Here is a 24,232-nt window from a genome sequence, read left to right as displayed (position 1 = left end):
ACCCGAGAGAACCGAGAGAACCATGACCGCTCCCGCCTTCCGCACCGAGCACGACCTGCTCGGCGACCGCCAGGTCCCCGCCGACGCCTACTGGGGCGTGCAGACCCTGCGCGCCGTGGAGAACTTCCCCATCACCGGCCTGCCCCTGGGCGGCCACGCCCACCTGGTGCGGGGACTGGCGGCCGTCAAGCTCGCCGCCGCCCGCGCCAACCACGAGCTCGGGCTGCTCGACACCGCCCGGGCCGACGCCGTCGTGGGGGCCTGCCAGGAGATCCTGGACGGGCGCCTCCACGAGCAGTTCCGCGTGGACGTGATCCAGGGCGGCGCCGGCACCTCCTCCAACATGAACGCCAACGAGGTGATCGCCAACCGGGCCCTGGAGCTGCTGGGCGCCGGGAAGGGGGAGTACACCCGGCTGCACCCCAACGACCACGTCAACCTGTCGCAGTCCACCAACGACGCCTACCCCACGGCCGTGAAGATCGCCACGATCACCGGCGTGCAGGAGCTGCTGGCGGCCCTGGAGGTGCTGGAGGACGCCTTCGCGGCGAAGTCCCGCGAGTTCCGCACCGTCGTGAAGATGGGCCGCACCCAGCTGCAGGACGCCGTGCCCATGACCCTGGGCCAGGAGTTCGGCACCTACGCCGTGATGATCCGGGAGGACCGCCAGCGCCTCGCCGAGGCGAGCCTGCTGGTCCACGAGATCAACCTCGGGGCGACGGCGATCGGCACCGGGCTCAACGCCCCGGACGGCTACGCCGCCGCGGCCTGCCGCCACCTGGCCGCCGTGACCGGCCTGCCGCTGGTCACCGCCGTCGACCTCGTGGAGGCCACCCAGGACGTCGGGTCCTTCGTGCACCTGTCCGGGGTGCTCAAGCGGGTGGCCGTGAAGCTGTCCAAGATCTGCAACGACCTGCGGCTGCTCTCCTCCGGGCCCCGGGCGGGGCTGGGCGAGATCACCCTGCCCGCCGTGCAGTCCGGCTCCTCGATCATGCCGGGCAAGATCAACCCGGTGATCCCCGAGGTCGTCAGCCAGGTCGCCTACGAGGTCATCGGCAACGACGTCACGATCACCATGGCCGCCGAGAGCGGACAGCTGCAGCTCAACGCCTTCGAGCCGATCATCGTCCACAGCCTGCACAAGAGCGTCGCCCACCTCCGGGCGGCCTGCACCACGCTCACGGAGCGCTGCGTGCGCGGCATCACCGCCAACGAGGAGCACCTGCGCGCGTCGGTGGAGCACTCCATCGGCCTGGTGACCGCGCTGAACCCTCACCTGGGCTATGCCACGGCCACCGCGATCGCCCAGGAGGCCCTGGTCACGGGCGCCGGCGTCGCGGAGCTGGTGCGCGAGCGCGGTCTGCTGACCGCCGAGGAGCTGGGCCGCATCCTGCGCCCGGAGCGCCTCGCCAACCTCACCGTCTGACCCGTCCACGAGCTCTTCCGCCACCACCCAGGAGACCGAGCCATGCCCCCTGTGTCCGTCCACCACCCGGACCGGCGCCACGCCACCCCGGCCCAGCCACCGACCGCCGCCCTCGACGTGCTCCACGCGGAGGACGAGGGCTACCACAAGGGGCTCAAGCCCCGGCAGATCCAGATGATCGCGATCGGCGGCGCCATCGGCACCGGCCTGTTCATGGGCGCCGGCGGGCGGCTGGCCAGCGCCGGGCCCGCCCTTGTGCTCGTCTACGCGGCCTGCGGCTTCTTCGCGTTCCTCATCCTGCGGGCCCTGGGCGAGCTCGTCGTTCGCCGCCCGTCCTCGGGCTCCTTCGTCTCCTACGCCCGGGAGTTCTACGGCGAGAAGGCGGCGTTCTTCACCGGCTGGCTGTACTGGCTCAACTGGGCCATGACCGCGATCGTGGACATCACCGCCGTGGCGCTGTACATGAAGTTCTTCGCCCGGTACTGGGCTCCCATCGGGGACGTCCCCCAGTGGCAGTACGCCCTGGCCGCCCTGCTGCTCGTCCTTGGGCTGAACCTCGTCTCGGTCAAGGTCTTCGGCGAGCTCGAGTTCTGGTTCGCCCTCATCAAGGTGGCCGCGCTCTCCGCCTTCCTGGTGGTCGGGATCTGGCTGGTGCTCTTCGGCACCCCGGCCGACGGCCAGGAGGTGGGCCTGTCCCTCATCGGCCAGAACGGCGGGCTCCTGCCCAACGGTCTGCTGCCGGCGGTCGTCGTGATCCAGGGCGTGGTCTTCGCCTACGCGTCCATCGAGCTGATCGGCACCGCGGCCGGTGAGACGGAGCACCCCGAGAAGGTCATGCCGCGCGCCGTGAACACGGTGATCGTGCGCATCGCGGTCCTCTACGTCGGGTCGCTGACCCTGCTGTCCCTGCTCCTGCCCTACACCGCCTACAAGGCGGGGGAGAGCCCGTTCGTGACGTTCTTCGGCTCCATCGGCGTGGCCGGCATGGACACCGTGATGAACCTCGTGGTGCTCACCGCGGCCCTGTCCTCGCTCAACGCCGGGCTCTACTCCACGGGCCGGATCCTGCGCTCGATGTCCCTGGCCGGATCGGCCCCCCGCTTCGCGGGCCGGATGAACCGGGCCGGCGTCCCGTACGGCGGCATCGTGCTGACGGCGGCGGTGGCCGTGCTGGGCGTGGTGCTCAACGCCCTGGTGCCGGCCCAGGCCTTCGAGATCGTGCTGAACCTCGCCTCGGTCGGCATCATCAGCGCCTGGGCGATGATCATGCTCTGCCACCTCCGGCTCGTCTCCTGGTCCCGGCAGGGCAGGGCGGAGCGCCCCGGCTTCCGGCTCCCCGGCGCGCCCTTCACCGGCTGGCTGACCCTGGCGTTCCTCGTGAGCGTCGTCGTGCTGATGGCCTTCGACTCCCCGATCGGGACCTGGACCGTCGCCTCCCTGCTGCTGCTCGTGCCGCTGCTGGTCCTCGGCTGGTACCGGTGCCGGGACCGGGTGCACGCGATCGCCGCGGCCCACGCCGCCGTCGCCCGGACCGCCCCGGCGGCCTCCGAGGAGACGGGGCCGCCCGTCCGGTAGGGCCCCGCCCCGGGGGCGCGGCATCCGCGCACCCGGCTCACGGACGTCCGGACCCCCGGCTCACCTCCGCCCGGCCGGCGGCGATCTGGGCGGCCCAGCGCACCCGGAAGGGCCGCCGATCCGGGTCCGTCGTCCGCGGCGGCTCGACGGCCGGCTCCGCGGCCCCGGTGTCCGTCCCGGCGGTCTGCTGCCGGGGCCGAGGGGAGGCGTGGCGTCGGGCGGCCGCCACCGCCTCTGCCCGGCGCTGCTCGGCCTCCGCCGCGGCGCGCTGGTCCGGCGAGCGCATCGGGGTGCCGTCCTGGTGGGTCCAGGTGCGCAGGCGGGCGGCGAACCAGGCCCCGGGGTTCTCGATCCCGGTGACCGAGTCGTGGGTGTAGCGCACGCTCTGCGGGGTCCAGTCCAGGGCGTGCAGGACGTCTGCGACGGTCCACCCGGCCTCGAAGTGCGGCCCGGCCACGGCCACGACGTAGGCGGTGGTGATCCGGCGCAGCACCAGCGTGTGGTGCTGGAGCTCCAGTCCGGCCCGACGGAGCACCTGTTGCCGGTCCCGCCGGGTCGGCGCCGTCGTCGTCGGCCGCACTGCCGCGTGGGCCGGCCACAGCGGAGCTGTCCGCCGGCCCAGGGCGGCCTTGACCTCCCGCCGCTGCGCGTCGGCTCCGGCAGCGGGCGGGGGTGCCGCGGGAGCCCTCGAGGCAGGCGCCGCGCGCGCGTGCGGGGGAGGGCCCGACCTTTCCGTGGGAACCGGGTCGACGTTGCGATCCACTGGCGTTGCCTCCTCTGCCGGCTCGTCGGTGGTGTTCTCCGGACCCGGGGCCGGCCCGTGGGCAGGAGCCCGGGGTCCCTCAGCCCGCACCGGACTGGACGACCAGCAGCATCGTGCCCTCGGGATCACGGACGTAGGCGACGGTCTCGCCCCACGGCATGGCCTCCGCATCGACAGGCACGGCCGCACCGGCCCGGCGGGCGGCGTCGAGGACGGCCGGAAGGTCCTCGACGTAGACGCACAGGTCCACCGCGTGGCCGGTCGCGGGCAGCGGGGTGTCGCCGTACAGCGCCGCCGTGGTGCCGACGCCCAGGCCCAGCTGACCGTCTCCCACGCGCAGGACGAGGAAGGCCGGCTCTCCCGTTCCGGGGAACCGGTACGTCTGTTCGGCGTGGAACACCTCTTCGTAGAAGGCCCCGGTGCCGACTAGATCCGCACAGTTGACGATGGGGAACAGCTCCTGCCCGGTCATGGTCCGACAGTACCGGGATGTGCTCTACTCGGTCGCATGAGCGGTGACTCCCTGCCCGAGGTCCCCACGGCCGACGACTTCCGCGCACTGGCGCGCAGCTCGCCGTGGCGGTTCACCACCGTGCACTTCACCCACCGGCGGCAGCGGGACGCCGGGAGCACTCCGGACGGCGAACCGGTCGAGGCCTGGCTCGACCGGCGGCTCGGCCGTGTGGTCGTCCGCTCCTCCGGGGGCGTCGAGGTCGCCGAAGGGCCTCCCTACGGTGCGGCGGTGAGTCTGGTGACCTGCGACGACGACGCGGAGGGCGCCGTTCCGTCACCGCCGCCGCCGGAGCCGGAGGTGGTGCTGCGCCCGGACGGTCTGGTCGCCCGGCGCCCGGAGGACTGGCACTTCGACCACGGTGATCCGATGTGGCAGGACTACCGGTGGACGGCCATGCTCGACCCGGCCGAGCTGAGCCGGGGAGTGGACGTCAGCGAGGTCGTCGCCACGACACTGCGGGGCCGCCTCACCTGGTCGGCCGCCTGCCGGCCGCTGCTCGGTGCCGGCGAGGACAGGGAGAACGGCTACACCCCGCGGTGCGGGTGCTGCCCTCTGCTGGACGGTGCCGCCAGCCGGATCCACGAGTACGGCCGTGAGGACCCGACCCTCACCAGCGGCGACCTCGCCACGGTCTACCGCGTGCACCTCGACGTGCAGACGGGCATCGTCGTGGACATCACCCCGCTGGACGGCCTCGACGGCACCGGCCTCAGCAACGAGCTCCACGCCGTCGACGCACCGCTGGACCCTCCGCCGCAGGGACCGGAGCAGCCGGGCCGCCCTGCTTGAGGCGGCCGCCGTCGAGGACCTCGTGGACCGGGCCTGACCTGAGGGCACGGCGCGGCCGAGGGCCTCGACCCTCCGGTCACCGCCGCGAGGCGCGCCGGCCCAGGAGCCAGCCGGCGCAGAAGGCCCACAGGACGAGCCCGGCCACCACACCGGCCCACCCCGCCGTGGCCTCCGGGGTCACCAGGGTCATGGCCGGGAACGCCGCGTCGCCCGGCGGGGCTTCCGCGAACCACCCGAACGACGCCTCCGCCGGGTGGAGCAGCACCAGCAGCGCCCCGCCGAGCACCAGGAGACCGCCGAGACACGCCAGGACCACCCACCAGGGCGGCATCCGGCGAGGCGGGACGGACGGAGGGACGGCGGGGCCGGCGGCGTTCATGGTCCGACCCTACGGGCGGATCCCCGCACCTCGCGCAGCACGCGGCGGCGGCACCGCGTCCGCCGTCGTCGTCACCCGTCCCCCTGCGGCCTGGAGGGACGCGCGGACCGCCCGCCCCCGGGGCACCCGGGTGCCCGCCGCCGCCGCCGGGGCGAAGACCATAGGATGGAACGCATGTCCAGACCCCACGTGCGCCTGCTCGGCCAAGGCATCCGGTACCTGACCACCCTGCGCGGCGGAGGCTCCGCCTTCCCCGGCCTCGTCATGGAGCGGCTGCACCCCGGGTTCGTCGCCGAGGAGCTGGCCAAGCTGCCGCACGGCGTGGTGCTCATCAGCGGCACCAACGGCAAGACGACCACCACCAAGATGGCCGTCCAGCTGCTGCGCTCGCAGGGCTACAAGGTCTTCACCAACCGCACCGGCTCCAACTTCGTGCGCGGCGTGGCCGCCGCCCTGCTCGGGGAGATGAGCCTCACGGGCCGCCTCGACGCGGACGTCGCCGTGCTCGAGCTCGACGAGGCGCACGCCGTGCACTTCGTCAAGCAGGTCAAGCCCCGCCACGCGCTGCTGCTCAACGTCATGCGCGACCAGCTCGACCGCTTCGGCGAGATCGACACCACCCGGCGGATGCTCGTCCAGATCGCCGCGGCCACCACGGGCACCGTGGTCCTCAACCGGGAGGACCCCCGGATCGTGTCCCTCGCCGAGCACGTCCCCGAGGGCACGCAGACCCGCTGGTTCGGGCTGTCCGCCCCGCTGCGGCCCATGTTCCCCTCCGACGACGACATGCGTTCGGCCGGCGGACCCGACGCCGAGGCCGACCACGAGGCGGAGCTGGCGCCCCGGCCGGCCGCCGACGTGGAGCTGACGTCCTTCGAGGCGAACCGGGTCCGGCTCACGGTGGGCGGGGAGGCCGTCGAGACCACCGTGGAGCTCTACGGCGTCTACAACATGTACAACGCGGCGGCCGCGCTCGCGCTGGCGCTCGCCGTGGCCGGTCCCGACGCGGACCGCGCCGCGCTGGTGGACGAGCTCTCCCGCGTCACCCCCGCCTTCGGCCGCGGGGAGACCATCACCGTGGACGGCCGGCCGCTGCAGCTGCTGCTCGTGAAGAACCCCGCCGGGTTCCGCCTCTCGCTGGCCTCGGCGCGGCCGGGCGACTACGCCACGATGATCGCCATCAACGACGAGTACGCCGACGGCCGCGACGTCTCCTGGCTGTGGGACGTGGACCTCCACTCCCTGCGCTCCGGCGGCGTGGACACGGTGTCCGGCACCCGGGCGTGGGACATGGCCCTGCGCCTGGACTACGACGAGGTCGCGGTGCGCGAGGTGGTCCCGGGCCTCGGCGACGCCCTGCGGCGCTTCGTCGCCGGGGCCGGGGACCGGCCGATGCGCGTCTTCTGCACCTACACGTCCATGCTCGAGCTGCGCCGGGAGCTGTCCCGCGTGGCCGAGGTCGCCGAGATCTGAGCGGAGCCCCCGTGACCGACCGCACCGTCCACCTCGTCCAGCTCTACCCCCGGGACATGAACATCTACGGGGACTGGGGCAACACCCTCACCCTCAAGCGCCGGCTGGAGAAGTACGGCTACGCCGTGCGGCTGAGCGACCACAACCCCGGGGACCCGTTCCCGCCCGACGCCGACCTGCTGGTGGGCGGCGGCGGCCAGGACTCGGGGCAGTTCCGGGTCCAGGAGGACCTGCAACGGATCGCCCCCGAGCTGCGGGCCATGGCCGCCGACGGCGTGCCCATGCTCGCGATCTGCGGCCTCTACCAGCTCTTCGGCCACGAGTTCCGCACCGGCGCCGGCGAGACCCTGCCCGGCATCGGCATCCTCGACCTGACCACGGTGGGCGGGCCCACCCGCCTGATCGGCAACATCGTGCTGGAGTCCCCGGAGTTCGGGACCGTCGTCGGCTACGAGAACCACTCCGGGGTCACCCGGCTCGGCCCGGACCAGACGCCGCTGGGACGGGTGCTCAAGGGCGCGGGCAACAACGGCGAGGACGGCACCGAGGGCGCCCGCGTGCACCACGTGGTGGGCTCCTACCTGCACGGGTCGATGCTGCCCAAGAACCCCGCCGTGGCCGACCACCTCATCCGCGCCGCCGTGGAGCGCCGGCTCGGCGTCTTCGACGCCGCACCGCTGGACGACACCCTGGCCGAGCGGGCCCGGGAGGTCGCGCAGGCCCGGCCCCGCTAGGGCCCCGGCCGGGGCGGCGCGCACCCGGTAGAATGGACCGGGACTTCTCCGGCCCGTCCCGGCCACCGCCGGGGCGGGCCGTGCCGGGACGACGCACGACGCGTCCCGGCCGACCGCGAACGACTTCCCGAGGAGGGACGCATGTCAGGACACTCCAAGTGGGCCACGACCAAGCACAAGAAGGCCGCGATCGACGCCAAGCGGGCGAAGGCCTTCGCCAAGTACATCAAGGGCATCGAGGTGGCCGCGCGCATGGGCGGGCCCGACACCGCGGGCAACCCGGCGCTGGACCTCGCCGTGTCCAAGGCCAAGAAGAACTCGGTGCCGGTCGCGAACATCGACCGCGCCGTCAAGCGCGGCGCCGGCCTGACCGGTGAGGTCGTCGACTACACCGAGATCCTCTACGAGGCCCGCGGCCCGCAGGGCACGGCGCTGTACATCGAGTGCCTCACCGACAACAAGAACCGCGCCGCCTCCGAGGTGCGCGTGGCCGTGACCCGCAACGGCGGCACCATGGCCGACTCCGGCTCCGTGGCGTTCCTCTTCGAGCGCAAGGGCGTCGTGGAGGTCACCCGCACCGACGGGCTGACCGAGGACGACGTCCTCATGGCCGTCCTGGACGCCGGCGCCGACGAGGTCGTGGAGCAGGAGGACGTCTTCGAGGTCGTCTCCGAGGCCACCGACCTGCCCGCGATCCGCGCGGCCCTCGACGAGGCCGGGCTCGAGTACAACAACGACGACCCGCAGTTCCGCCCGAGCATGCTCGTGGAGCTCGACGCCGAGGGCGCCCGGAAGTTCCTGCGCCTCGTCGACGCCGTCGAGGAGCTCGACGACGTGCAGAACGTCTACGCCAACGCGGACATCCCCGCCGAGGTCCTGGCCCAGCTCGACTCCGAGGACTGACCACGGCCACGCAGCGGATCCTCGGGGTCGACCCGGGACTGACGCGGTGCGGGTTCGGCCTGATCGACATGGCCGGCAACCGCACCGCGTCCTTCGTGGACGTCGGGGTGGCCGGCACGGACGCCGCCGACCCGCTCGACGTGCGCGTGCTGCGGATCTGGGAGGCCACCGAGCGGTGGATCGAGCACTACCGTCCCGACGCCCTCGCCCTCGAGCGGGTGTTCGCCCAGACCAACGTGAACACCGTCATCGGCACGGCCCACGCCTCCGGCGCCGTGATCGCCTCGGCCGCCCGCCACGGCGTTCCGGTGGCCTGGCACACCCCGTCCGAGGTCAAGGCCGCGGTGACGGGGGAGGGACGGGCCGACAAGGCATCCGTGGCCCGCATGGTGATGCGCATCCTCCGGCTCGACGAGGCGCCCCGGCCCGCCGACGCGGCCGACGCCCTGGCCATCGCCATCTGCCACGGCTGGCGCGGCGGCGGCACGGGCGTGGACGCCACCGCCCGGACCGAGACGCACCAGGGCGCCCGCCCCCTGGCCGCCGCCCGCTCCGGCATGACCCCCGCCCAGCGGGCCTGGGCCGAGGCGGAGCACCGCGCCAAGCGGGGCGGGCGCCGCTGAGCCGGCGCCCACTGCTAGAGTGGTCGTCATTCGTAGATCTGTTCGATCGACCGTGCACGGCCCCCGCCGGGCACGGGAAGGAGTTGCGCGGTGATCGCGTCCATCACGGGACAGGTCGAGCACGTCGGCCTCACCACCGCCGTCGTGGCGGTAGGCGGGTTCGGCGTCCAGGTCCAGGCGACGCCGGAGACCCTGTCCGGCCTGCGGATCGGCGGGGAGGTCCGGCTCGACACGGCGTACGTGGCCCGCAAGGACGAGTCCCCGCTGCTCTTCGGCTTCCGCAGCCCCGCCGAGCGCGAGGTCTTCGAGATCATGCTCGGCGTGAGCGGCGTGGGCCCCCGCACGGCGCTGGCGGTGCTCTCCGTGCTCGGCCCGGACGCCGTCCACCGCGCCATCGCGCAGGGGGACGCCAAGGCGTTCACCACCGTCCCCGGCATCGGCCCCAAGGGCGCCCGCCGGATCGTGCTGGAGCTGGCCGACAAGCTCATCGTCCCGGACCGTCCCGCCCAGCCGGCCGCCGCCGCCCCGATGGAGCCGTGGCGGGAGCAGGTGCTCGAGGCCCTCGTGGGCCTGGGCTGGAACGAGAAGGACGCCGCCCGGGGCATCGCCGACGCCCTCTCCGGCCGGGAGGAGCTCGCCGCCTCCGGTGACGTGCCCGCGATCCTGCGCACCGTGCTCGGGTGGCTCGGCGCGGCCAAGGCCGGGCCCCGGGTCCCGGCGGAGCGAGGAGCCTGAGCGTGGCCCGCGACGACGGCGCCGCCGTGAACTCCCGGGACCGGCTGGTCTCGGGGGAGGACGAGCCCGACGAGAAGCAGCTCGAGTCGGCGCTGCGGCCCGCGAACCTCGACGAGTTCGTGGGGCAGAAGCGGGTGCGCCAGCAGCTGTCCCTGGTGCTCGAGGCCTCGCGGCTGCGGGGCCGCTCCGCCGACCACGTCCTGCTCTCCGGTCCGCCCGGTCTGGGCAAGACGACCCTGGCCATGATCATCGCCGAGGAGATGGGCGCGCCCCTGCGGATCTCCTCCGGCCCGGCCATCCAGCACGCCGGCGACCTCGCCGCGATCCTGTCCTCCCTGACCGAGGGGGAGGTGCTGTTCCTCGACGAGATCCACCGCATGTCCCGGCCCGCCGAGGAGATGCTCTACATGGCCATGGAGGACTTCCGGGTGGACATCGTGGTGGGCAAGGGCGCCGGCGCCACCTCCATCCCGCTGGACCTGCCGCCGTTCACCCTGGTCGGCGCCACCACGCGGGCCGGTCTGCTGCCCGGCCCGCTGCGCGACCGCTTCGGCTTCACCGGCCACCTCGAGTTCTACTCCGTGGAGGAGCTCGAGCTCGTGCTGCGCCGCTCCGCCGGTCTCATGGACCTCGCGATGACCGCGGAGGGCTTCGCCGAGGTCGCCTCCCGCTCCCGGGGCACCCCGCGCATCGCCAACCGGCTGCTGCGCCGGGTGCGGGACTGGGCGCTGGTGCACGGCATCCAGCGGATCGACGCCCGCACCTCCTCCGCGGCCCTCGACATGTACGAGGTGGACACCCGCGGCCTCGACCGGCTGGACCGCTCGGTGCTCGAGGCGCTCGTGACGAAGTTCGGCGGCGGGCCGGTGGGCCTGTCCACCCTGGCGATCGCCGTGGGGGAGGAGACGGAGACGGTCGAGACCGTGGCCGAGCCCTACCTGGTCCGCGAAGGCCTGCTCGGCCGGACCCCCCGGGGCCGGATCGCGATGGCCGCCGCCTGGGACCACCTGGGCCTGCGCCCGCCCGAGCACGCGGCGTTCAAGGACCCCGGGCTGCGGGCCGCCTTCGGCGGCACGGCCGCGGCCCCGGCCGCCGAGGACGTCCCGCCGCTGTTCGAGGACTGAGCGCGGCCGCAGACCCGGGGGCTGCCTCCCGGGTGCCGTCCAGGACGCTGACGGGCCGGATCACCTACCATGGTGAGGACACCCACCACCGATCGAACGGAAGTCCGTGAGCCCGCTCCTCCTCGTCCAGTCCCTCCCCGCCCAGGCCGCCCAGCCCACGGGAGGCAGCACCGCCTGGCTGCTGCCCCTGATGCTCGTGGCCATGGTGCTCCTGCTCTGGCTGCCCATGCGCCGACAGAAGAAGGCCGTGGCCCAGGTCAAGGAGAAGCAGGCGGCCATGGGTCCCGGCACCGAGGTCATGACGAACTACGGCCTCTACGGCACCGTGCGCTCGATCGACCGGGACACCAACAAGGTGGTCCTCGAGATCGCCCCGGGCACCGCCGTGACCGTGCACCTGCAGACCGTCACCACGGTCGTCGAGGACGAGGCGGCCCCCGCCGCCGAGACCGAGGCGGCGCCGTCGGTGGTCGAGCCCGACGCCCCCGGCGCGGGATCGACCCCGGTCGAACCCCTCGACGACGACGCCCGGCGCGAGCCCGGGCAGCGCAACGACTGACCCCCCACGCGGGACGACGGGCCGACCACTGGTCGGCCCGTTCCCATGCACAGGCCCGGCCCCACCGGGCCGTCGTTCGTAAGGAAGACCATGGCACTGACCACACGCAAGACCCCCGGTGACCCGGGGCCCGCCGCCCCGGACGGCCCGTCCGGGCGGGGCGGCTCGACCGCGCCGGCGCGCTCGGGGGTGCGGGCCGCCCTCTCGACCGCCCGGCGGTCCCTCATCGGGCTGGCCGTGCTGCTCGCCCTGCTGGCCGGGCTCCTGGCCTGGGGCGCGGGCACCGACCGCACCGGCTGGGGCCCCAAGCTCGCCCTGGACCTGGAGGGCGGGACGCAGATGATCCTCTCCCCCTCCCTGCAGGGGGAGGACGCCGGCCAGGAGATCACCGCCGAGCAGCTGGACCAGGCCGTCGAGATCATCCGCCAGCGCGTCGACGGCTCGGGCGTGGCGGAGGCGGAGATCGCCACCCAGTCCGGCAACAACATCGTGGTCTCCATGCCCGGCGTGCCCTCCGCCCAGACCCGCGAGCTCATCCAGACCTCGGCGCAGATGAACTTCCGCCCCGTGCTCACCACCGCCGCGGCGGAGCCGGTGCCTGAGGACCAGCGCGTCGCCGACGACGAGGTGCCCGAGCCCACGGCCGAGCCCACCGACGCCTCCGACCCGAACTGGATCACCCCGGACCTGTTCCGGGAGTTCGAGGAGGCCGACTGCACCGTGCCGCAGTCCCCCGAGGAGCGGGAGGCCCAGGACGCCGACGCCCCGACCATCGCCTGCGAGCCCGAGACCGGCACCAAGTACCTCCTGGGCCCGGTCGAGATCCAGGGCACCGGGATCGAGGACGCGTCCTACGGGACGGCGCAGAACTCCACCGGGGTCTCCCTGAACCAGTTCGCCGTGAACCTGCAGTTCGGCCCCGAGGCCACGGACACCTTCCGGGAGCTCTCCGAGCGGCTCTACGGCATCGGCAGCGCCACGCCCGGCGACCCCCGCAGCCAGTTCGCGATCCTGCTCGACGGCCAGGTGGTCTCCGCCCCGTCGATGAACGCCGTGATCTCCGACGGCCAGGCCCAGATCACGGGTCAGTTCACGGAGGAGCAGGCGCAGTTCCTGGCCGAGCAGCTCAAGTACGGCGCGCTGCCCATGAGCTTCGACATCCAGTCCGAGCAGCAGATCTCCGCGACCCTGGGCGCCGACCAGCTGCGGATGGGCATCATCGCCGGGATCATCGGCCTGGTGCTCGTGTGCGTGTACTCGCTCTTCCAGTACCGGCTGCTGGGACTGGTGACCATCAGCTCGCTCGTGGTCGCGGGCGTGCTCACCTGGCTGGCGATCACGCTGCTGGGCTGGTCCGCGAACTACCGGCTGTCCCTGGCCGGCGTGGCGGGCCTGATCGTGGCGATCGGCCAGACCGCCGACTCGTTCATCGTCTACTTCGAGCGCATCCGCGACGAGATCCGCAGCGGCCGCTCCATCCCCGCGGCGGTCGACCACGGCTGGCAGCGCGCCCGCCAGACCGTGCTCGCGTCCAAGGCCGTGAACCTGCTGGCCGCGGCGGTGCTGTACTTCGTGGCCGTGGGCAACGTGCGCGGCTTCGCCTTCACCCTCGGGCTGACCGCGATCGCCGACCTCCTCGTCGTCTTCCTGTTCACGCACCCGGTGATGGTCATGCTCGCCCGCACCCGCTACTTCGGCGGCGGCGGGAAGCACTCGGGGCTCAGCCCCGAGGCCCTCGACGCGGTGCCCCTGTACCGGGGCGCCGGACGGCTGCGCGAGCCCTCGGCGGAGCACGACGGGCTGACCATCGCCGAGCGGCGCCGGCGCGCGGGACGGACCGCGCCGCAGGACCCCCCGTCCGCGGTAGCACCGGACGGCGCGCCGGTCGGCGCGCCGTCGTCCGCCGCCCGCACCCCCGAGGAGAACGCCTGATGTCCCGGTTCGCAGATTTCGGCAACGCCCTGCACAGCGGGCGCACCTCCTACCCCTTCGTGGGCCGGGCCGAGCGGTGGCTCGCGATCGTGGGCGTCCTCGTGCTGCTCTCCCTGCTCGTGCCCGTCGCCAAGGGTGGCTTCAACCTCGGCATCGACTTCACCGGCGGGTCCGAGTTCACCGTGTCCGCCGTGGCCGACCCGGACATCGAGACCGGCCAGCAGGCCGTCGCCGATTCCTCGGACGCCGCGGAGGTCGAGGTCACCAACATCGCCCCGGAGACCGTCCGGGTGCGCACCGAGCAGCTCGACGACGACCAGACGCTCGCCGTCAAGGACGCCCTGGTCGAGGCCTACGGCGTGAGCGAGCAGGAGGTCACCTCCAACTTCGTGGGGCCCACCTGGGGCGCCGGCGTCACCAGCCAGGCACTGCAGGGCCTGGTGGTCTTCGTGGTCCTGGCCACCGCCCTGATGGCCCTGTACTTCCGTACCTGGAAGATGTCCGTCTCGGCGATCGCCGGCATGCTCGCCTCGGTCGCGATCACCGCCGGGATCTACTCGCTCGTGGGCTTCGAGGTCACCCCCTCGGCGGTGATCGGCTTCCTCACGGTGCTCAGCTACTCGCTCTACGACTCCGTGGTGGTCTTCGACAAGGTCCGGGAGAACACCGAGGGCCTGCTCGACGGCACGGCCCCGCCGGAGCGTGCCGGACGGAAGTACTCCGACCAGGTGAACCTCGCCGTCAACCAGACGCTCGTGCGCTCGATCAACACCTCCGTGGTCGGCATCCTGCCGGTGGGCTCGATCCTGTTCATCGGCTGGCTCGTCCTGGGCGCGGGCACCCTCAAGGACCTGTCCCTGTCCCTGTTCGTCGGGATCATCGTGGGCACCGCCGCCACCCTGTTCGTGGCCGCGCCCCTGTACGCGCTGCTGCGCCGCGGGGAGCCCGCCATCCAGGAGCAGGAGGCCCGTGCGGGGGCGTCCGCCGAGCGTGCCGCCGAGGAGACGCTCGCGCACTAGACTGTAGCCACCGTAGGGCGGGCCGTGCAGGAGCGGACCGCCACAGCAGCACACGTCGGACCCGGACCGGGGACGAGGACAGGGGCGGCGGCCGCACGGCCGCCGCCCCGCGTGCATCGATTGGGAAGGAAGTCCCGGCCATGAGCTCGTCCGACGACGGGGCCGTCCCCACGGGCCAGAGCGCCGCACCGACCCCGCCGCGCCGCTCGGACATGGCCGGCACCCACTACGTGGTGCCCGCGTCCCGGCCGATGCTGGGGCGGGCCGTGTTCCCGGGCCGCAGCGACCGCACCCGGTCGAGCCTGTCCTACCTCTCCGGCCGGCCCATGGACCACTCGCCGATCCTGGAGCCGCTGCTGCACACCGTGCGCGCCACCCACCCCGAGGAGGACCTCGAGGTCCTCCAGCGCGCCTTCAAGGTCGCCGAGAAGTGCCACGAGGGCCAGAAGCGCAAGAGCGGCGACCCCTACATCACCCACCCCGTGGCCGTGACCACGATCCTCGCGGAGCTCGGCATGACGGGCGCCACCCTGGTGGCCGCCCTGCTCCACGACACGGTCGAGGACACGGACTACACCCTGGAGCAGCTGCGCGCCGAGTTCGGCGACGAGGTCGCCGCCCTCGTGGACGGCGTGACGAAGCTGGACAAGGTCCAGTACGGGGACGCCGCGCAGGCCGAGACCGTGCGCAAGATGATCGTGGCGATGGCCAAGGACATCCGCGTGCTCGTCATCAAGCTCGCCGACCGCCTGCACAACGCCCGCACCTGGCGCTTCGTCTCCCAGACCTCCTCCTCGAAGAAGGCGCGCGAGACCCTCGAGATCTTCGCCCCGCTGGCCCACCGGCTCGGGATGAACACCATCAAGTGGGAGCTCGAGGACCTCGCCTTCGCGGCGCTCTACCCCAAGGTCTACGAGGAGATCGTGCGGATGGTGGGGGAGCGCCAGCCCCAGCGCGAGCGGTCGCTGGCCAAGATCCGCGAGCGGATCGCCCTGGACCTCTCCGAGGCCGGCATCGAGGCGACCATCACCGGCCGCCCCAAGCACTACTACTCGATCTACCAGAAGATGATCGTGCGCGGGAAGGACTTCGACGAGATCCAGGACCTGCAGGCGGTCCGGGTCCTGGTGAGCACGGTGCGCGAGTGCTACGCGGCCCTGGGCGCCCTGCACGCGCGGTGGCGGCCGCTGCCGGGGCGGTTCAAGGACTACATCGCCATGCCGAAGTTCAACATGTACCAGTCACTGCACACCACGGTGATCGGCCCGGACGGGCGCCCCGTGGAGATCCAGATCCGCACCCACGAGATGCACCGCCGCGCCGAGTACGGCGTGGCCGCGCACTGGAAGTACAAGGACCAGGCCAACCAGGCGAACTCCGCGACCCCGAAGGCCATGGAGGGGGACCTCGCCTGGCTGAGCTCGCTCGTGTCCTGGCAGGAGGAGACCCAGGACTCCTCCGAGTTCCTGGACTCCCTGCGCTACCAGATCAACACGTCCGAGGTGTACGTCTTCACCCCCAAGGGCGAGGTCATGGCCCTGCCCGCCGGCTCCACGCCCGTGGACTTCGCCTACGCCGTGCACACCGAGGTGGGGCACAAGACCATCGGGGCCCGGGTCAACGGCAAGCTCGTGCCGCTGTCCTCGGAGCTCCAGCACGGGGACTGGGTGGAGGTGCTGACCTCCAAGTCCGAGCACGCCGGACCGTCCCAGGACTGGCTGAAGTTCGTGCAGTCCCCGCGGGCGCGCAACAAGATCCGCCAGTGGTTCTCCAAGGAGCGCCGCGAGGAGGCCATCGAGAAGGGCAAGGACGCCCTCACCCGCGCCCTGCGCAAGCACCACCTGCCCCTGCAGCGCACGCTCACCCAGGAGTCCCTGCTCGCGGTGGCGCAGGACTTCCACCGCACCGACATCAGCTCCCTCTACGAGGCGATCGGCTCCGACGTGGTCAGCGCCCAGGACGTGGTCGCGAAGATCGTGGGCGACCTCGGCGGGGCCGACGGCGCGGAGGAGGACTTCGCGGAGACCACCATCGCCACCCAGCCGGTGCGCCCGCGCGTGTCCGACTCGGGGGTGACGGTCCAGGGCGCCTCGGACGTCTACGTCAAGCTGGCCCGCTGCTGCACCCCGGTGCCGCCGGACGAGATCATGGGCTTCGTCACCCGCGGCGCCGGGATCTCCGTGCACCGCAAGGACTGCGCCAACATGCTCGCCCTCACCTCCACCGAGCGGGTGGTCGAGGTCGAGTGGGCGCCCACCCAGTCCAGCGTGTTCCTGGTCGAGATCCAGGTGGAGGCCCTGGATCGCAAGTCCCTGCTCTCGGACGTGACCCGGGTGCTCTCCGAGAACCACGTCAACATCCTCTCCGCGTCCGTGCACACCTCGAAGTCGCGGCTGGCGATCTCCCGCTTCGCCTTCGAGATGGGCGACCCCCGCTACCTGGACCACGTGCTCAACCAGGTCCGCCGGATCGACGGGGTCTACGACGTCTACCGCACCTCGGGCAACCGCCCCATCTCGGAGCCCTCCGGTCGGTGAGCCGCCCGGCCGCCCCCGTCAGCGCAGGGGGCGGCCGACGGCGCGGGCGGCGCGGCGGACCCGCAGCAGCGCCGCCTGCCGGCCGGGCATCCGCTCGAAGCTCTCGAGCGCGGCCTGCACCAGCGGGGGCGGGCAGTGCAGGTGCGGGGCGTGCATGAGCTTCTCCAGGGCCGCGGTCCCCTCTTTTCCCGGCACGTGCAGGGCCAGGTCCACCGCGGTGCGCAGCGGCGTGGTGACGTGCACCGGCCCGGCGTCGTGGACGTCGTAGCCGCCCAGCGTGACCTGGTGCAGCGCCAGGCCCTCCGGCACGGGGGACATCGTGGTGCGGCGCAGCTTGTCCAGCAGCACCGGCAGGATGCTGGGGCGCCCGGCGCAGTCGTAGAACCACGCGGCGGAGAGCCGCCCGAGCACCCCGCGCCGCAGCAGGTGCGGCGGCAGCTGCGCCTCGAGCGCCGCGACCTTCACCGCCCGGGTCACCGGGCGCCCGCGCAGCACGTGCGCCTCCAGCACCACGGGCACGAGCACTCCGTCCGTGACGAGGGCCGAGAGCTCGGCGCGCGAGAACGGCCGTGCGGGCAGGTACAGGGTGTCGGGGTGCCAGGGCGGGGCGTCCATGGGCCCACTCTCGTCCACGGCCGCGGCACGGGAAAGGCCCCGCGGCGCGCTGTGGACAGCGCGGCCGCGGGGCCTTCCGGGGCGTCCCCGGTCAGCGCAGGTCGGCCGCCGATCGGCGCAGCGTCTCGAGCCACTGGCGGCTGGTGGCGAGCTCGCCCTCCAGCTTGGCCGCGCGCTTGGTGTCCCCGGTGGCCTGCGCCCGGGCCAGCGCGTCCTCCTGGTCCTCGATCTTCGACTCGAGCTGGGTGAGCATCGAGTTGGACCGTGCCTTCGTCTCCGGGTTGGAGCGCTGCCACTTCTCGTCCTCGACCTGGCGCACGGCGTCCTCCACGGTGCGCAGCTCGGCCTCGACCCGGCGCATGTGGGCGCGCGGGACCTTCCCCGCCTGCTCCCACCGGTCCAGGATGTCGCCCAGGGCGCGCTTGGCGGCCTTGAGGTCCGTGACCGGCAGCAGCGCCTTCGCCTCGGCGAGCAGCTGCTCCTTCACGGCGAGGTTTCCCTCGAACTCCTCGTCGATCCGGTCGTTGTCGGCCTTGCGCGCCGCGAAGAAGGTGTCCTGGGCGGCGCGGAACCGCGCCCACAGGGCGTCGTCGTCCTTCTTGGAGGCACGCTTGGACTCCTTCCACCGGTCCATCAGACGGCGGTACTCCGCGGCCGTGGCGCCCCAGTCGGTGGAGCCGGACAGGGCCTCCGCCTCGGCGATGAGGGCCTCCTTGGCCTTCTTCGCCTCGGAGTTGTCGGCGTCCAGCTGCGAGAAGAACGCCCGGCGGTGCCGGTCGAACGTGGTGCGCGCCGTGCGGAACCGCTTCCACAGGGCGTCCTCCGCGGCCCGGCCCAGACGGATGCCGGACTTCTGGTGGGTCTTCCACTGGTCGAAGAGCTCCGCCATCCGGGCCGAGGACTGCTTCCACTGCGTGCGCTGCGGGTCCTGGGCGGCGATCTGCTCCGCCTCCGCCACGATCGCCTCCCGGGCCGCGACGTTCTGGGCGCGCTGCGCCTCGTGGGCGGCCCGCTCGGCGGCCTCGAGCTCCCGGATCGCCGGGCGCAGGGCCTCCAGCCGGGACTCGAGGGCCTTGACGTCCCCGAGCATCTTGCGCTGGCCGACCTGCTCGGCGAGGTGGTCCACGGTGCTCTGCATGTCGGCCGAGGGCGCGCCCGCGGCCACGCGCTGCTCGAGCAGCGCCACCTGCGCCTCGACGTCGTCGAACTTCCGGGCGAAGTAGCCCAGCGCCTCGTCCTCGGTCGCGTCCGGGAACTGGCCGCAGAGGACCTCCTCGCCGTCGACGACCACGTAGACGTGCCCGTCCTCCGTGACCCGCCCGAAGGCCCGGGCGCGGGCCACGGACTCCGGGGAGGCGAGGGCCGGCGCCGCCGCCGACGGGGCCGCGCTCGGGGCCACCGACGGGGTCGCCGCCGGGGTCGCGGACGGCGGGACCGCCGCGGGGGTGGGGGCCGGGCCGGGGGAGGCCTGCGCCGGCGCCGCGGGGGCGCCCGGCCGGGGGATCCCCGGCTTCGGCACGGGTCCCGGGGCGGGGACGGGGCGGGGCGTGGGCTGGTCGTCGGATTCGAGACGTTCTGTCACCGCTGGAACTCTTTCGCTCTCGCCGGGTGCCGACCCCGGGAGCGTGCCCCGCGTCGTCGCCCGGCTTCGGACAATCGTCCTGCCCATACTACCGAGGCCGCCTGCTCCGGCCGCCGGGCGCTCCCCGGTGCCCCTGCGCCGCGCCCGGCGGGGCTCCGGACGGGGGCAGGGCGCGGGGCCGGGTCCAGGGCCGGTCCGGGCGGGGCTTTGGGCCGGGCGCGCGGGGATCCCTAGGATGAGTGCGGAACCGTCGGGCCCGTCCGGGCCGGCCGTCCACCCGTCCCGCCGCCGATCCACCCGAGGAGCACGTCCCCATGGCCCGCAAGACCTCCCTGTCCGGTTTCCCCGAATGGCTTCCGGAGGAGCGTCTGGTCGAGCTGCACGTCCTCGACGTCCTGCGGGAGAGCTTCGAACTGCACGGCTTCTCCTCGATCGAGACCCGCGCCGTCGAGACGGTCGGCCAGCTGCTGCGCAAGGGCGAGATCGACAAGGAGGTCTACGTCGTCTCCCGGCTGCAGGAGGACGAGGACGCCGCCCCCGCCGAGCGCGGTGACGACCAGCTGGCGCTGCACTTCGACCTCACCGTTCCCTTCGCCCGGTACGTGGTGGAGAACGGCGGGCACCTCGCCTTCCCGTTCCGCCGCTACCAGATCCAGAAGGTGTGGCGCGGCGAGCGCCCCCAGGAGGGCCGGGCCCGCGAGTTCACCCAGGCGGACATCGACGTGGTGGGCGACGGCGCGCTGCCGTTCCGCTACGACGTGGAGCTCGCGCTCGTGATGATCGACGCCCTGTCCAAGCTTCCCATCCCGCCGTTCGTGCTACGGGTCAACAACCGCAAGCTCGCCGAGGGGTTCTACCAGGGCATCGGGCTGCAGGACACCGCCGGGGTGCTGCGCAACATCGACAAGCTCGAGAAGATCGGCCCCGAGCGGGTGGCCCAGGCCCTGTGCGACGAGGTCGGCGCCACCCCCGAGCAGGCGCAGGCCGCGCTGCAGCTGGCGGCGATCCGCACCGAGGACACGTCCTTCGTGGAGCAGGTCCGCGCGCTGGGGGTGAACACCCAGCTGCTCGAGGAGGGGCTGCGCGAGCTCGCCGAGGTCGTGGGGGAGGCCTCCCGGCGCGCCCCCGGCACGGTGGTCGCCGACCTCTCGATCGCCCGCGGCCTCGACTACTACACCGGCACCGTCTACGAGACCGTGCTGGTGGGACACGAGCAGCTCGGCTCCGTGTGCTCCGGCGGCCGCTACGAGTCCCTCGCGTCCACCGGCAAGAAGACCTACCCCGGCGTGGGCCTGTCCGTGGGCGTCACCCGGCTGGTCACCCGCATGCTGTCCCAGGGGATGGCCGCGCCCTCCCGCAAGGTCCCCACCGCGGTGCTGATCTCCCTGGTGGACGAGGAGTCCTGGTCCCCGGCCCAGGACGTGGCCCAGCAGTTGCGCGAGCGCGGCATCGCGTGCGAGGTCTCGGCGAGCGCGGCCAAGTTCGGCAAGCAGATCAAGTACGCCGAGCGCCGCGGCATCCCCTACGTGTGGTTCACGGTCCGCGGCGAGGACGGCTCGCTCGCCCACGAGGTCAAGGACATCCGCTCCGGCGAGCAGGTCTCCGCCGACCCGGCCTCCTGGTCCCCGCCGGCCGAGGACCTGCGCCCGGTCGTGCGCGCCGCGGGCTCCTGACCGGCGCGGGGGAGGTCAGGGCCGCCGGGACAGGGCCAGGGCGCGCCCGGCCAGGCCCACGGCGAAGACCCCGAGCATCGTGACCACGGACTGCCACGGCAGGGTGAACGCCAGCACCAGGCAGCCGGCCAGGCCGAGCGCGTTGACCGCCCGGGGCGCCCACCCCGGGCGCTGCCGGAGGGTGAGCGCGGAGAGGTTCGCCAGCGCGTAGTAGACGAGCACGCCGAAGCTCGAGAAGCCGATGACCGTGCGGACGTCGCCGACCAGCACGAGCACCACCACGAGGCCGGCCACGGCCAGCTCAGCCGCCCACGGCACCCGGTGCCGCTGCGACACCGCGCCCAGCGGCCCCGGGAGGTCCCGCTCGCGGGCCATGGCCAGGGCCGTGCGCGAGATCCCGGCGACCAGCGCCAGCAGCGCCCCCAGCGTGGCCAGGGCGGCGGCCGCGGTGACGACGACGGCGCCCGCGGTCGCCGGCCCGGCCGCCCAGCCGGCCTCGCGCACCACCGTCAGGAGCGGGGCGGCCGACGCCGCGAGCCGGTCGACGCCGAGGAAGCGCAGCAGCCCGAGGCCGAGCAGCCCGTAGAGGAGCAGCGTGAACGCCAGCGCCCCCAGGACGGCCCGGGGGATGGTGCGGGCCGGGTCCCGGACCTCCTCGCCCATGGTGGCGACCCGGGCGTAGCCGGCGAAGGCGAAGAACAGGGTGCCCGCCGCCGGCAGCACGCCCCAGCCGGTCCCGTCCCACCCGGGGCCGTCCCCCGCAGGGGCCCCGCCCGCAGTGGGGCCGGTGCCCGAGAACAGCAGCACGACCACGGCCAGCAGGACCACCAGCACCGGGGCGACCAGCAGCTTCGTCAGCCGGGCGGTGCGGGTGACCCCGCCCAGGTTCACCGCCGTGAGACCGAGGACGGCGGCCACGGCGAGCAGCCGCGCCCCGGCGTCGTCGGCCCCTGTGAGCTCCGCGGCGTAGAGGCCGAAGGTCAGCGCCATCGCCGCCGCGGACGCGGTCTTGCCGGTCACGAAGCCCCAGCCGGCCACGAAGCCCGGCCACGGGCCCAGCTGACGGTTCGCGTACACGTACGTGCCGCCGGAGGCGGGGTGGACGGCGGCCAGCTGGGCGGTGGAGGTCGCGTTGCACCAGGCGACCACCGCGGCCAGCAGCAGCGCCAGCGGCAGCCACGGGCCGGCGAACCCCGCGGCCGGGGCGAAGGCCACGAACACCCCGGCGCCGACCATCGAGCCCACCCCGATCACCGTCGCGTCGAGGGTGCCCAGGCGGCGGGCGAGGGCCGGGTGGCCGGGGGAGGTGCTCATGGTCGTCCTGTCGTCGTCCTGGCGGCGGAGGCCCGGGCTGTAAACTCGTGCACGGAACGAGAGTAGGGGCACCCGGTGAATCCCCGGGAAACGCGCGATGGGCGCGGCCCCGTCCGCACCTCCCGAACAACGAAGGGTTTTTCAGTGCTGCGCACCCACAACCTCGGCGCCCTGCGCGCCGAGCACATCGGAGAGACCGTCACGCTGGCCGGCTGGGTCGGCCGGCGCCGCGACCACGGAGGGGTGGCCTTCCTGGACCTGCGCGACGCCTCCGGGGTCGCCCAGATCGTGGTGCGCGACGAGGCGGACTTCCACCACCTGCGCAACGAGTTCGTCCTGCAGGTCACCGGCACCGTGGAGCGCCGCCCCGAGGGCAACGAGAACCCGGCGCTGTCCACCGGCGAGGTCGAGGTCATGGCCGAGACCGTGACCGTGCTCAACACCGCCGCCGCGCTGCCCTTCCAGATCGACGAGCACGTGGAGGTCGGCGAGGACGCCCGCCTGCGGCACCGCTACCTGGACCTGCGCCGCCCGGAGCCGGCCCGTATCATGCGCCTGCGCTCCGACGCCAACCGGGTGGCCCGCGAGATGCTGCACCAGGACGGGTTCACCGAGGTGGAGACGCCCACGCTGACCCGCTCCACCCCCGAGGGCGCCCGCGACTTCGTGGTCCCGGCCCGCCTGGCCCCGGGCTCCTGGTACGCCCTGCCGCAGTCCCCGCAGCTGTTCAAGCAGCTGCTGCAGGTCGGCGGGATCGAGAAGTACTACCAGATCGCACGCTGCTACCGGGACGAGGACTTCCGCGCCGACCGACAGCCCGAGTTCACCCAGCTCGACATCGAGGCCTCCTTCGTGGAGCAGGACGACGTCATCGCCCTCGGCGAGCGGATCGTGGCCGCGCTGTGGAAGCTCATCGACGTGGAGATCCCCACCCCCATCCGCCGGATGACCTACGCGGAGGCGATGGCGAAGTACGGCTCCGACAAGCCGGACCTGCGCTTCGGCCTCGAGCTCACCGAGCTGACCGAGTACTTCCAGGACACCACCTTCCGCGTGTTCAAGGCCCCCTACGTGGGCGCCGTGGTCATGCCCGGCGGGGCGTCCCAGCCGCGCCGCACCCTGGACGCCTGGCAGGAGTGGGCCAAGCAGCGCGGGGCCAAGGGCCTGGCCTACGTCCTCGTCGGCGAGGACGGCACCCTGACGGGGCCAGTGGCCAAGAACATCACCGAGGCCGAGCGCGAGGGCCTCGCCGCCGCGACCGGCGCGCAGCCCGGGGACTGCATCTTCTTCGCCGCCGGCGAGAAGAAGTCCTCCCGCGCGCTGCTCGGCGCGGCCCGCGTGGAGATCGGCCACCGCACCGGGCTGATCGACGAGGACGCCTGGGCGTTCGTGTGGATCGTGGACGCGCCCCTGTTCGAGTCCGCGGCCGAGGCCGTCGAGTCCGGCGACGTCGCCGTGGGCGCCGGCCAGTGGACCGCCGTGCACCACGCGTTCACCTCGCCAAAGCCCGAGTTCCTGGACACCTTCGACCAGGACCCCGAGCACGCCCTGGCCTACGCCTACGACATCGTGTGCAACGGCAACGAGATCGGCGGCGGCTCGATCCGCATCCACCAGCAGGACGTGCAGCGGCGGGTCTTTGAGGTCATGGGCATCGGCCGGGAGGAGGCCGACGAGAAGTTCGGGTTCCTGCTCGAGGGCTTCAAGTACGGCGCGCCCCCGCACGGCGGCATCGCCTTCGGCTGGGACCGCGTGGTCGCCCTGCTGGCCGGGACCGACTCCATCCGCGAGGTCATCGCGTTTCCGAAGACCGGCAACGGCTTCGACCCGCTGACCGCCGCCCCGGCGCCGATCACCCCGCAGCAGCGCAAGGAGGCCGGGGTGGACGCCAGGCCGGGGGCGAAGCAGGACGAGGACCTGAAGGCCGAGAAGGCGGCCGCGCACTAGGCCAGGCCCCCATCGG

The 24,232-nt window shown here is 73.3% G+C and carries 21 protein-coding genes; 15 read left to right on the top strand and 6 right to left on the bottom strand.

Features of this window, described 5'->3' with window-relative positions:
• Window positions 1-22 precede the first annotated feature (22 nt).
• The gene (locus tag ACP7CD_RS06200) at window positions 23-1,426 is read left to right on the top strand and encodes an aspartate ammonia-lyase (protein WP_095650936.1); all 1,404 of its coding nucleotides are present in this window, start codon (window positions 23-25) and stop codon (window positions 1,424-1,426) included.
• A 42-nt stretch (window positions 1,427-1,468) separates the two neighbouring features.
• A complete protein-coding gene (locus ACP7CD_RS06195) occupies window positions 1,469-3,001 on the top strand; it encodes an amino acid permease (RefSeq protein ID WP_426119446.1) in 1,533 nt (510 codons plus the stop codon).
• A gap of 37 nt (window positions 3,002-3,038) precedes the next feature.
• On the opposite strand, the gene ACP7CD_RS06190 is transcribed toward ACP7CD_RS06195, so the two are convergent.
• Both ACP7CD_RS06190 and ACP7CD_RS06185 read right to left on the bottom strand, forming a co-directional pair.
• Window positions 3,039-3,536: a hypothetical protein gene (locus tag ACP7CD_RS06190; protein WP_426119444.1), complete on the bottom strand. Its 498-nt coding sequence runs from the start codon at window positions 3,534-3,536 to the stop codon at window positions 3,039-3,041.
• A 307-nt stretch (window positions 3,537-3,843) separates the two neighbouring features.
• Complete coding sequence (locus ACP7CD_RS06185) at window positions 3,844-4,236, bottom strand: VOC family protein (protein WP_426119442.1); 393 nt, start codon at window positions 4,234-4,236, stop codon at window positions 3,844-3,846.
• 36 nt (window positions 4,237-4,272) lie between these two features.
• Between ACP7CD_RS06185 and ACP7CD_RS06180 the strand changes: the two genes are divergently transcribed.
• Window positions 4,273-5,067, top strand: coding sequence for a hypothetical protein (locus tag ACP7CD_RS06180; protein ID WP_426119440.1), 795 nt, complete (start codon window positions 4,273-4,275; stop codon window positions 5,065-5,067).
• A 76-nt stretch (window positions 5,068-5,143) separates the two neighbouring features.
• Here ACP7CD_RS06180 and ACP7CD_RS06175 read toward each other — a convergent pair whose 3' ends face one another.
• On the bottom strand, window positions 5,144-5,446 hold the full coding sequence (locus tag ACP7CD_RS06175) for a hypothetical protein (protein WP_426119438.1): 303 nt from the start codon (window positions 5,444-5,446) through the stop codon (window positions 5,144-5,146).
• Between the two features lie 165 nt (window positions 5,447-5,611).
• Here ACP7CD_RS06175 and ACP7CD_RS06170 point away from each other — a divergent pair, with 165 nt between their 5' ends.
• The 10 genes from ACP7CD_RS06170 to ACP7CD_RS06125 all read left to right on the top strand — a co-directional run bounded on the left by ACP7CD_RS06170 (window position 5,612) and on the right by ACP7CD_RS06125 (window position 17,085).
• Window positions 5,612-6,919, top strand: coding sequence for a MurT ligase domain-containing protein (locus tag ACP7CD_RS06170; RefSeq protein ID WP_426119436.1), 1,308 nt, complete (start codon window positions 5,612-5,614; stop codon window positions 6,917-6,919).
• Between the two features lie 11 nt (window positions 6,920-6,930).
• Window positions 6,931-7,653, top strand: a complete 723-nt coding sequence (locus ACP7CD_RS06165; RefSeq protein WP_336649448.1) for a type 1 glutamine amidotransferase — start codon at window positions 6,931-6,933, stop codon at window positions 7,651-7,653.
• A 141-nt stretch (window positions 7,654-7,794) separates the two neighbouring features.
• Window positions 7,795-8,556 (top strand): YebC/PmpR family DNA-binding transcriptional regulator, encoded by a 762-nt coding sequence (locus ACP7CD_RS06160; RefSeq protein WP_035928571.1) that lies wholly within the window; start codon window positions 7,795-7,797, stop codon window positions 8,554-8,556.
• Complete coding sequence (gene ruvC, locus ACP7CD_RS06155) at window positions 8,553-9,179, top strand: crossover junction endodeoxyribonuclease RuvC (protein ID WP_426119641.1); 627 nt, start codon at window positions 8,553-8,555, stop codon at window positions 9,177-9,179. The genes ACP7CD_RS06160 and ruvC overlap by 4 nt, the downstream gene beginning before the upstream one ends.
• A gap of 90 nt (window positions 9,180-9,269) precedes the next feature.
• Window positions 9,270-9,914, top strand: coding sequence for a Holliday junction branch migration protein RuvA (gene ruvA / locus ACP7CD_RS06150; RefSeq protein WP_017832261.1), 645 nt, complete (start codon window positions 9,270-9,272; stop codon window positions 9,912-9,914).
• A gap of 26 nt (window positions 9,915-9,940) precedes the next feature.
• A complete protein-coding gene (gene ruvB, locus ACP7CD_RS06145) occupies window positions 9,941-11,038 on the top strand; it encodes a Holliday junction branch migration DNA helicase RuvB (RefSeq protein WP_035928767.1) in 1,098 nt (365 codons plus the stop codon).
• Between the two features lie 106 nt (window positions 11,039-11,144).
• Window positions 11,145-11,597, top strand: coding sequence for a preprotein translocase subunit YajC (yajC, locus tag ACP7CD_RS06140; protein ID WP_095650942.1), 453 nt, complete (start codon window positions 11,145-11,147; stop codon window positions 11,595-11,597).
• A 90-nt stretch (window positions 11,598-11,687) separates the two neighbouring features.
• Window positions 11,688-13,529 (top strand): protein translocase subunit SecD, encoded by a 1,842-nt coding sequence (gene secD, locus ACP7CD_RS06135; RefSeq protein ID WP_290467928.1) that lies wholly within the window; start codon window positions 11,688-11,690, stop codon window positions 13,527-13,529.
• The gene (gene secF, locus ACP7CD_RS06130; protein ID WP_426119432.1) at window positions 13,529-14,548 is read left to right on the top strand and encodes a protein translocase subunit SecF; all 1,020 of its coding nucleotides are present in this window, start codon (window positions 13,529-13,531) and stop codon (window positions 14,546-14,548) included. The genes secD and secF overlap by 1 nt, the downstream gene beginning before the upstream one ends.
• 212 nt (window positions 14,549-14,760) lie before the next feature.
• Window positions 14,761-17,085: a RelA/SpoT family protein gene (locus ACP7CD_RS06125; protein WP_052133046.1), complete on the top strand. Its 2,325-nt coding sequence runs from the start codon at window positions 14,761-14,763 to the stop codon at window positions 17,083-17,085.
• A gap of 18 nt (window positions 17,086-17,103) precedes the next feature.
• On the opposite strand, the gene ACP7CD_RS06120 is transcribed toward ACP7CD_RS06125, so the two are convergent.
• Window positions 17,104-17,700, bottom strand: a complete 597-nt coding sequence (locus tag ACP7CD_RS06120) for a type IV toxin-antitoxin system AbiEi family antitoxin (protein ID WP_095650945.1) — start codon at window positions 17,698-17,700, stop codon at window positions 17,104-17,106.
• Between the two features lie 91 nt (window positions 17,701-17,791).
• Window positions 17,792-19,219 carry a DUF349 domain-containing protein gene (locus ACP7CD_RS06115; RefSeq protein WP_017832268.1) on the bottom strand — a complete coding sequence of 476 codons (1,428 nt, stop codon included), beginning with the start codon at window positions 19,217-19,219 and terminating at the stop codon, window positions 17,792-17,794.
• Between the two features lie 377 nt (window positions 19,220-19,596).
• On the opposite strand from ACP7CD_RS06115, the gene hisS reads away from it, so the two are divergent.
• Entirely contained in the window at window positions 19,597-20,955 is a 1,359-nt protein-coding gene (hisS, locus tag ACP7CD_RS06110) for a histidine--tRNA ligase (RefSeq protein WP_109269142.1), read from the top strand.
• A 15-nt stretch (window positions 20,956-20,970) separates the two neighbouring features.
• Here hisS and ACP7CD_RS06105 read toward each other — a convergent pair whose 3' ends face one another.
• Window positions 20,971-22,269 (bottom strand): APC family permease, encoded by a 1,299-nt coding sequence (locus tag ACP7CD_RS06105; protein WP_426119429.1) that lies wholly within the window; start codon window positions 22,267-22,269, stop codon window positions 20,971-20,973.
• Window positions 22,270-22,413: 144 nt separating this feature from the next.
• Here ACP7CD_RS06105 and aspS point away from each other — a divergent pair, with 144 nt between their 5' ends.
• Window positions 22,414-24,216 carry an aspartate--tRNA ligase gene (aspS, locus tag ACP7CD_RS06100; protein ID WP_426119427.1) on the top strand — a complete coding sequence of 601 codons (1,803 nt, stop codon included), beginning with the start codon at window positions 22,414-22,416 and terminating at the stop codon, window positions 24,214-24,216.
• The last annotated feature ends 16 nt before the right edge of the window (window positions 24,217-24,232 follow it).

The organism is Kocuria sp. LHG3120, assembly GCF_049897445.1.
GTDB lineage: Bacteria > Actinomycetota > Actinomycetes > Actinomycetales > Micrococcaceae > Kocuria > Kocuria rosea.
Note: the sequence above shows the minus strand (reverse complement) of the source record. Positions and strands in the feature narration are given on the sequence as shown.

Excerpts from the sequence above, each read along its gene's own strand:
- ACP7CD_RS06180 (WP_426119440.1), top strand. The coding sequence starts at position 4,273 with ATGAGCGGTGACTCCCTGCCCGAGGTCCCCACGGCCGACGACTTCCGC.
- ACP7CD_RS06160 (WP_035928571.1), top strand. The coding sequence starts at position 7,795 with ATGTCAGGACACTCCAAGTGGGCCACGACCAAGCACAAGAAGGCCGCG.
- ACP7CD_RS06120 (WP_095650945.1), bottom strand. The coding sequence starts at position 17,700 with ATGGACGCCCCGCCCTGGCACCCCGACACCCTGTACCTGCCCGCACGG.
- ACP7CD_RS06195 (WP_426119446.1), top strand. The coding sequence starts at position 1,469 with ATGCCCCCTGTGTCCGTCCACCACCCGGACCGGCGCCACGCCACCCCG.
- hisS (WP_109269142.1), top strand. The coding sequence starts at position 19,597 with ATGGCCCGCAAGACCTCCCTGTCCGGTTTCCCCGAATGGCTTCCGGAG.
- ACP7CD_RS06125 (WP_052133046.1), top strand. The coding sequence starts at position 14,761 with ATGGCCGGCACCCACTACGTGGTGCCCGCGTCCCGGCCGATGCTGGGG.
- ACP7CD_RS06175 (WP_426119438.1), bottom strand. The coding sequence starts at position 5,446 with ATGAACGCCGCCGGCCCCGCCGTCCCTCCGTCCGTCCCGCCTCGCCGG.
- secD (WP_290467928.1), top strand. The coding sequence starts at position 11,688 with ATGGCACTGACCACACGCAAGACCCCCGGTGACCCGGGGCCCGCCGCC.
- ACP7CD_RS06105 (WP_426119429.1), bottom strand. The coding sequence starts at position 22,269 with ATGAGCACCTCCCCCGGCCACCCGGCCCTCGCCCGCCGCCTGGGCACC.
- ACP7CD_RS06185 (WP_426119442.1), bottom strand. The coding sequence starts at position 4,236 with ATGACCGGGCAGGAGCTGTTCCCCATCGTCAACTGTGCGGATCTAGTC.
- secF (WP_426119432.1), top strand. The coding sequence starts at position 13,529 with ATGTCCCGGTTCGCAGATTTCGGCAACGCCCTGCACAGCGGGCGCACC.
- ACP7CD_RS06200 (WP_095650936.1), top strand. The coding sequence starts at position 23 with ATGACCGCTCCCGCCTTCCGCACCGAGCACGACCTGCTCGGCGACCGC.
- ACP7CD_RS06170 (WP_426119436.1), top strand. The coding sequence starts at position 5,612 with ATGGAACGCATGTCCAGACCCCACGTGCGCCTGCTCGGCCAAGGCATC.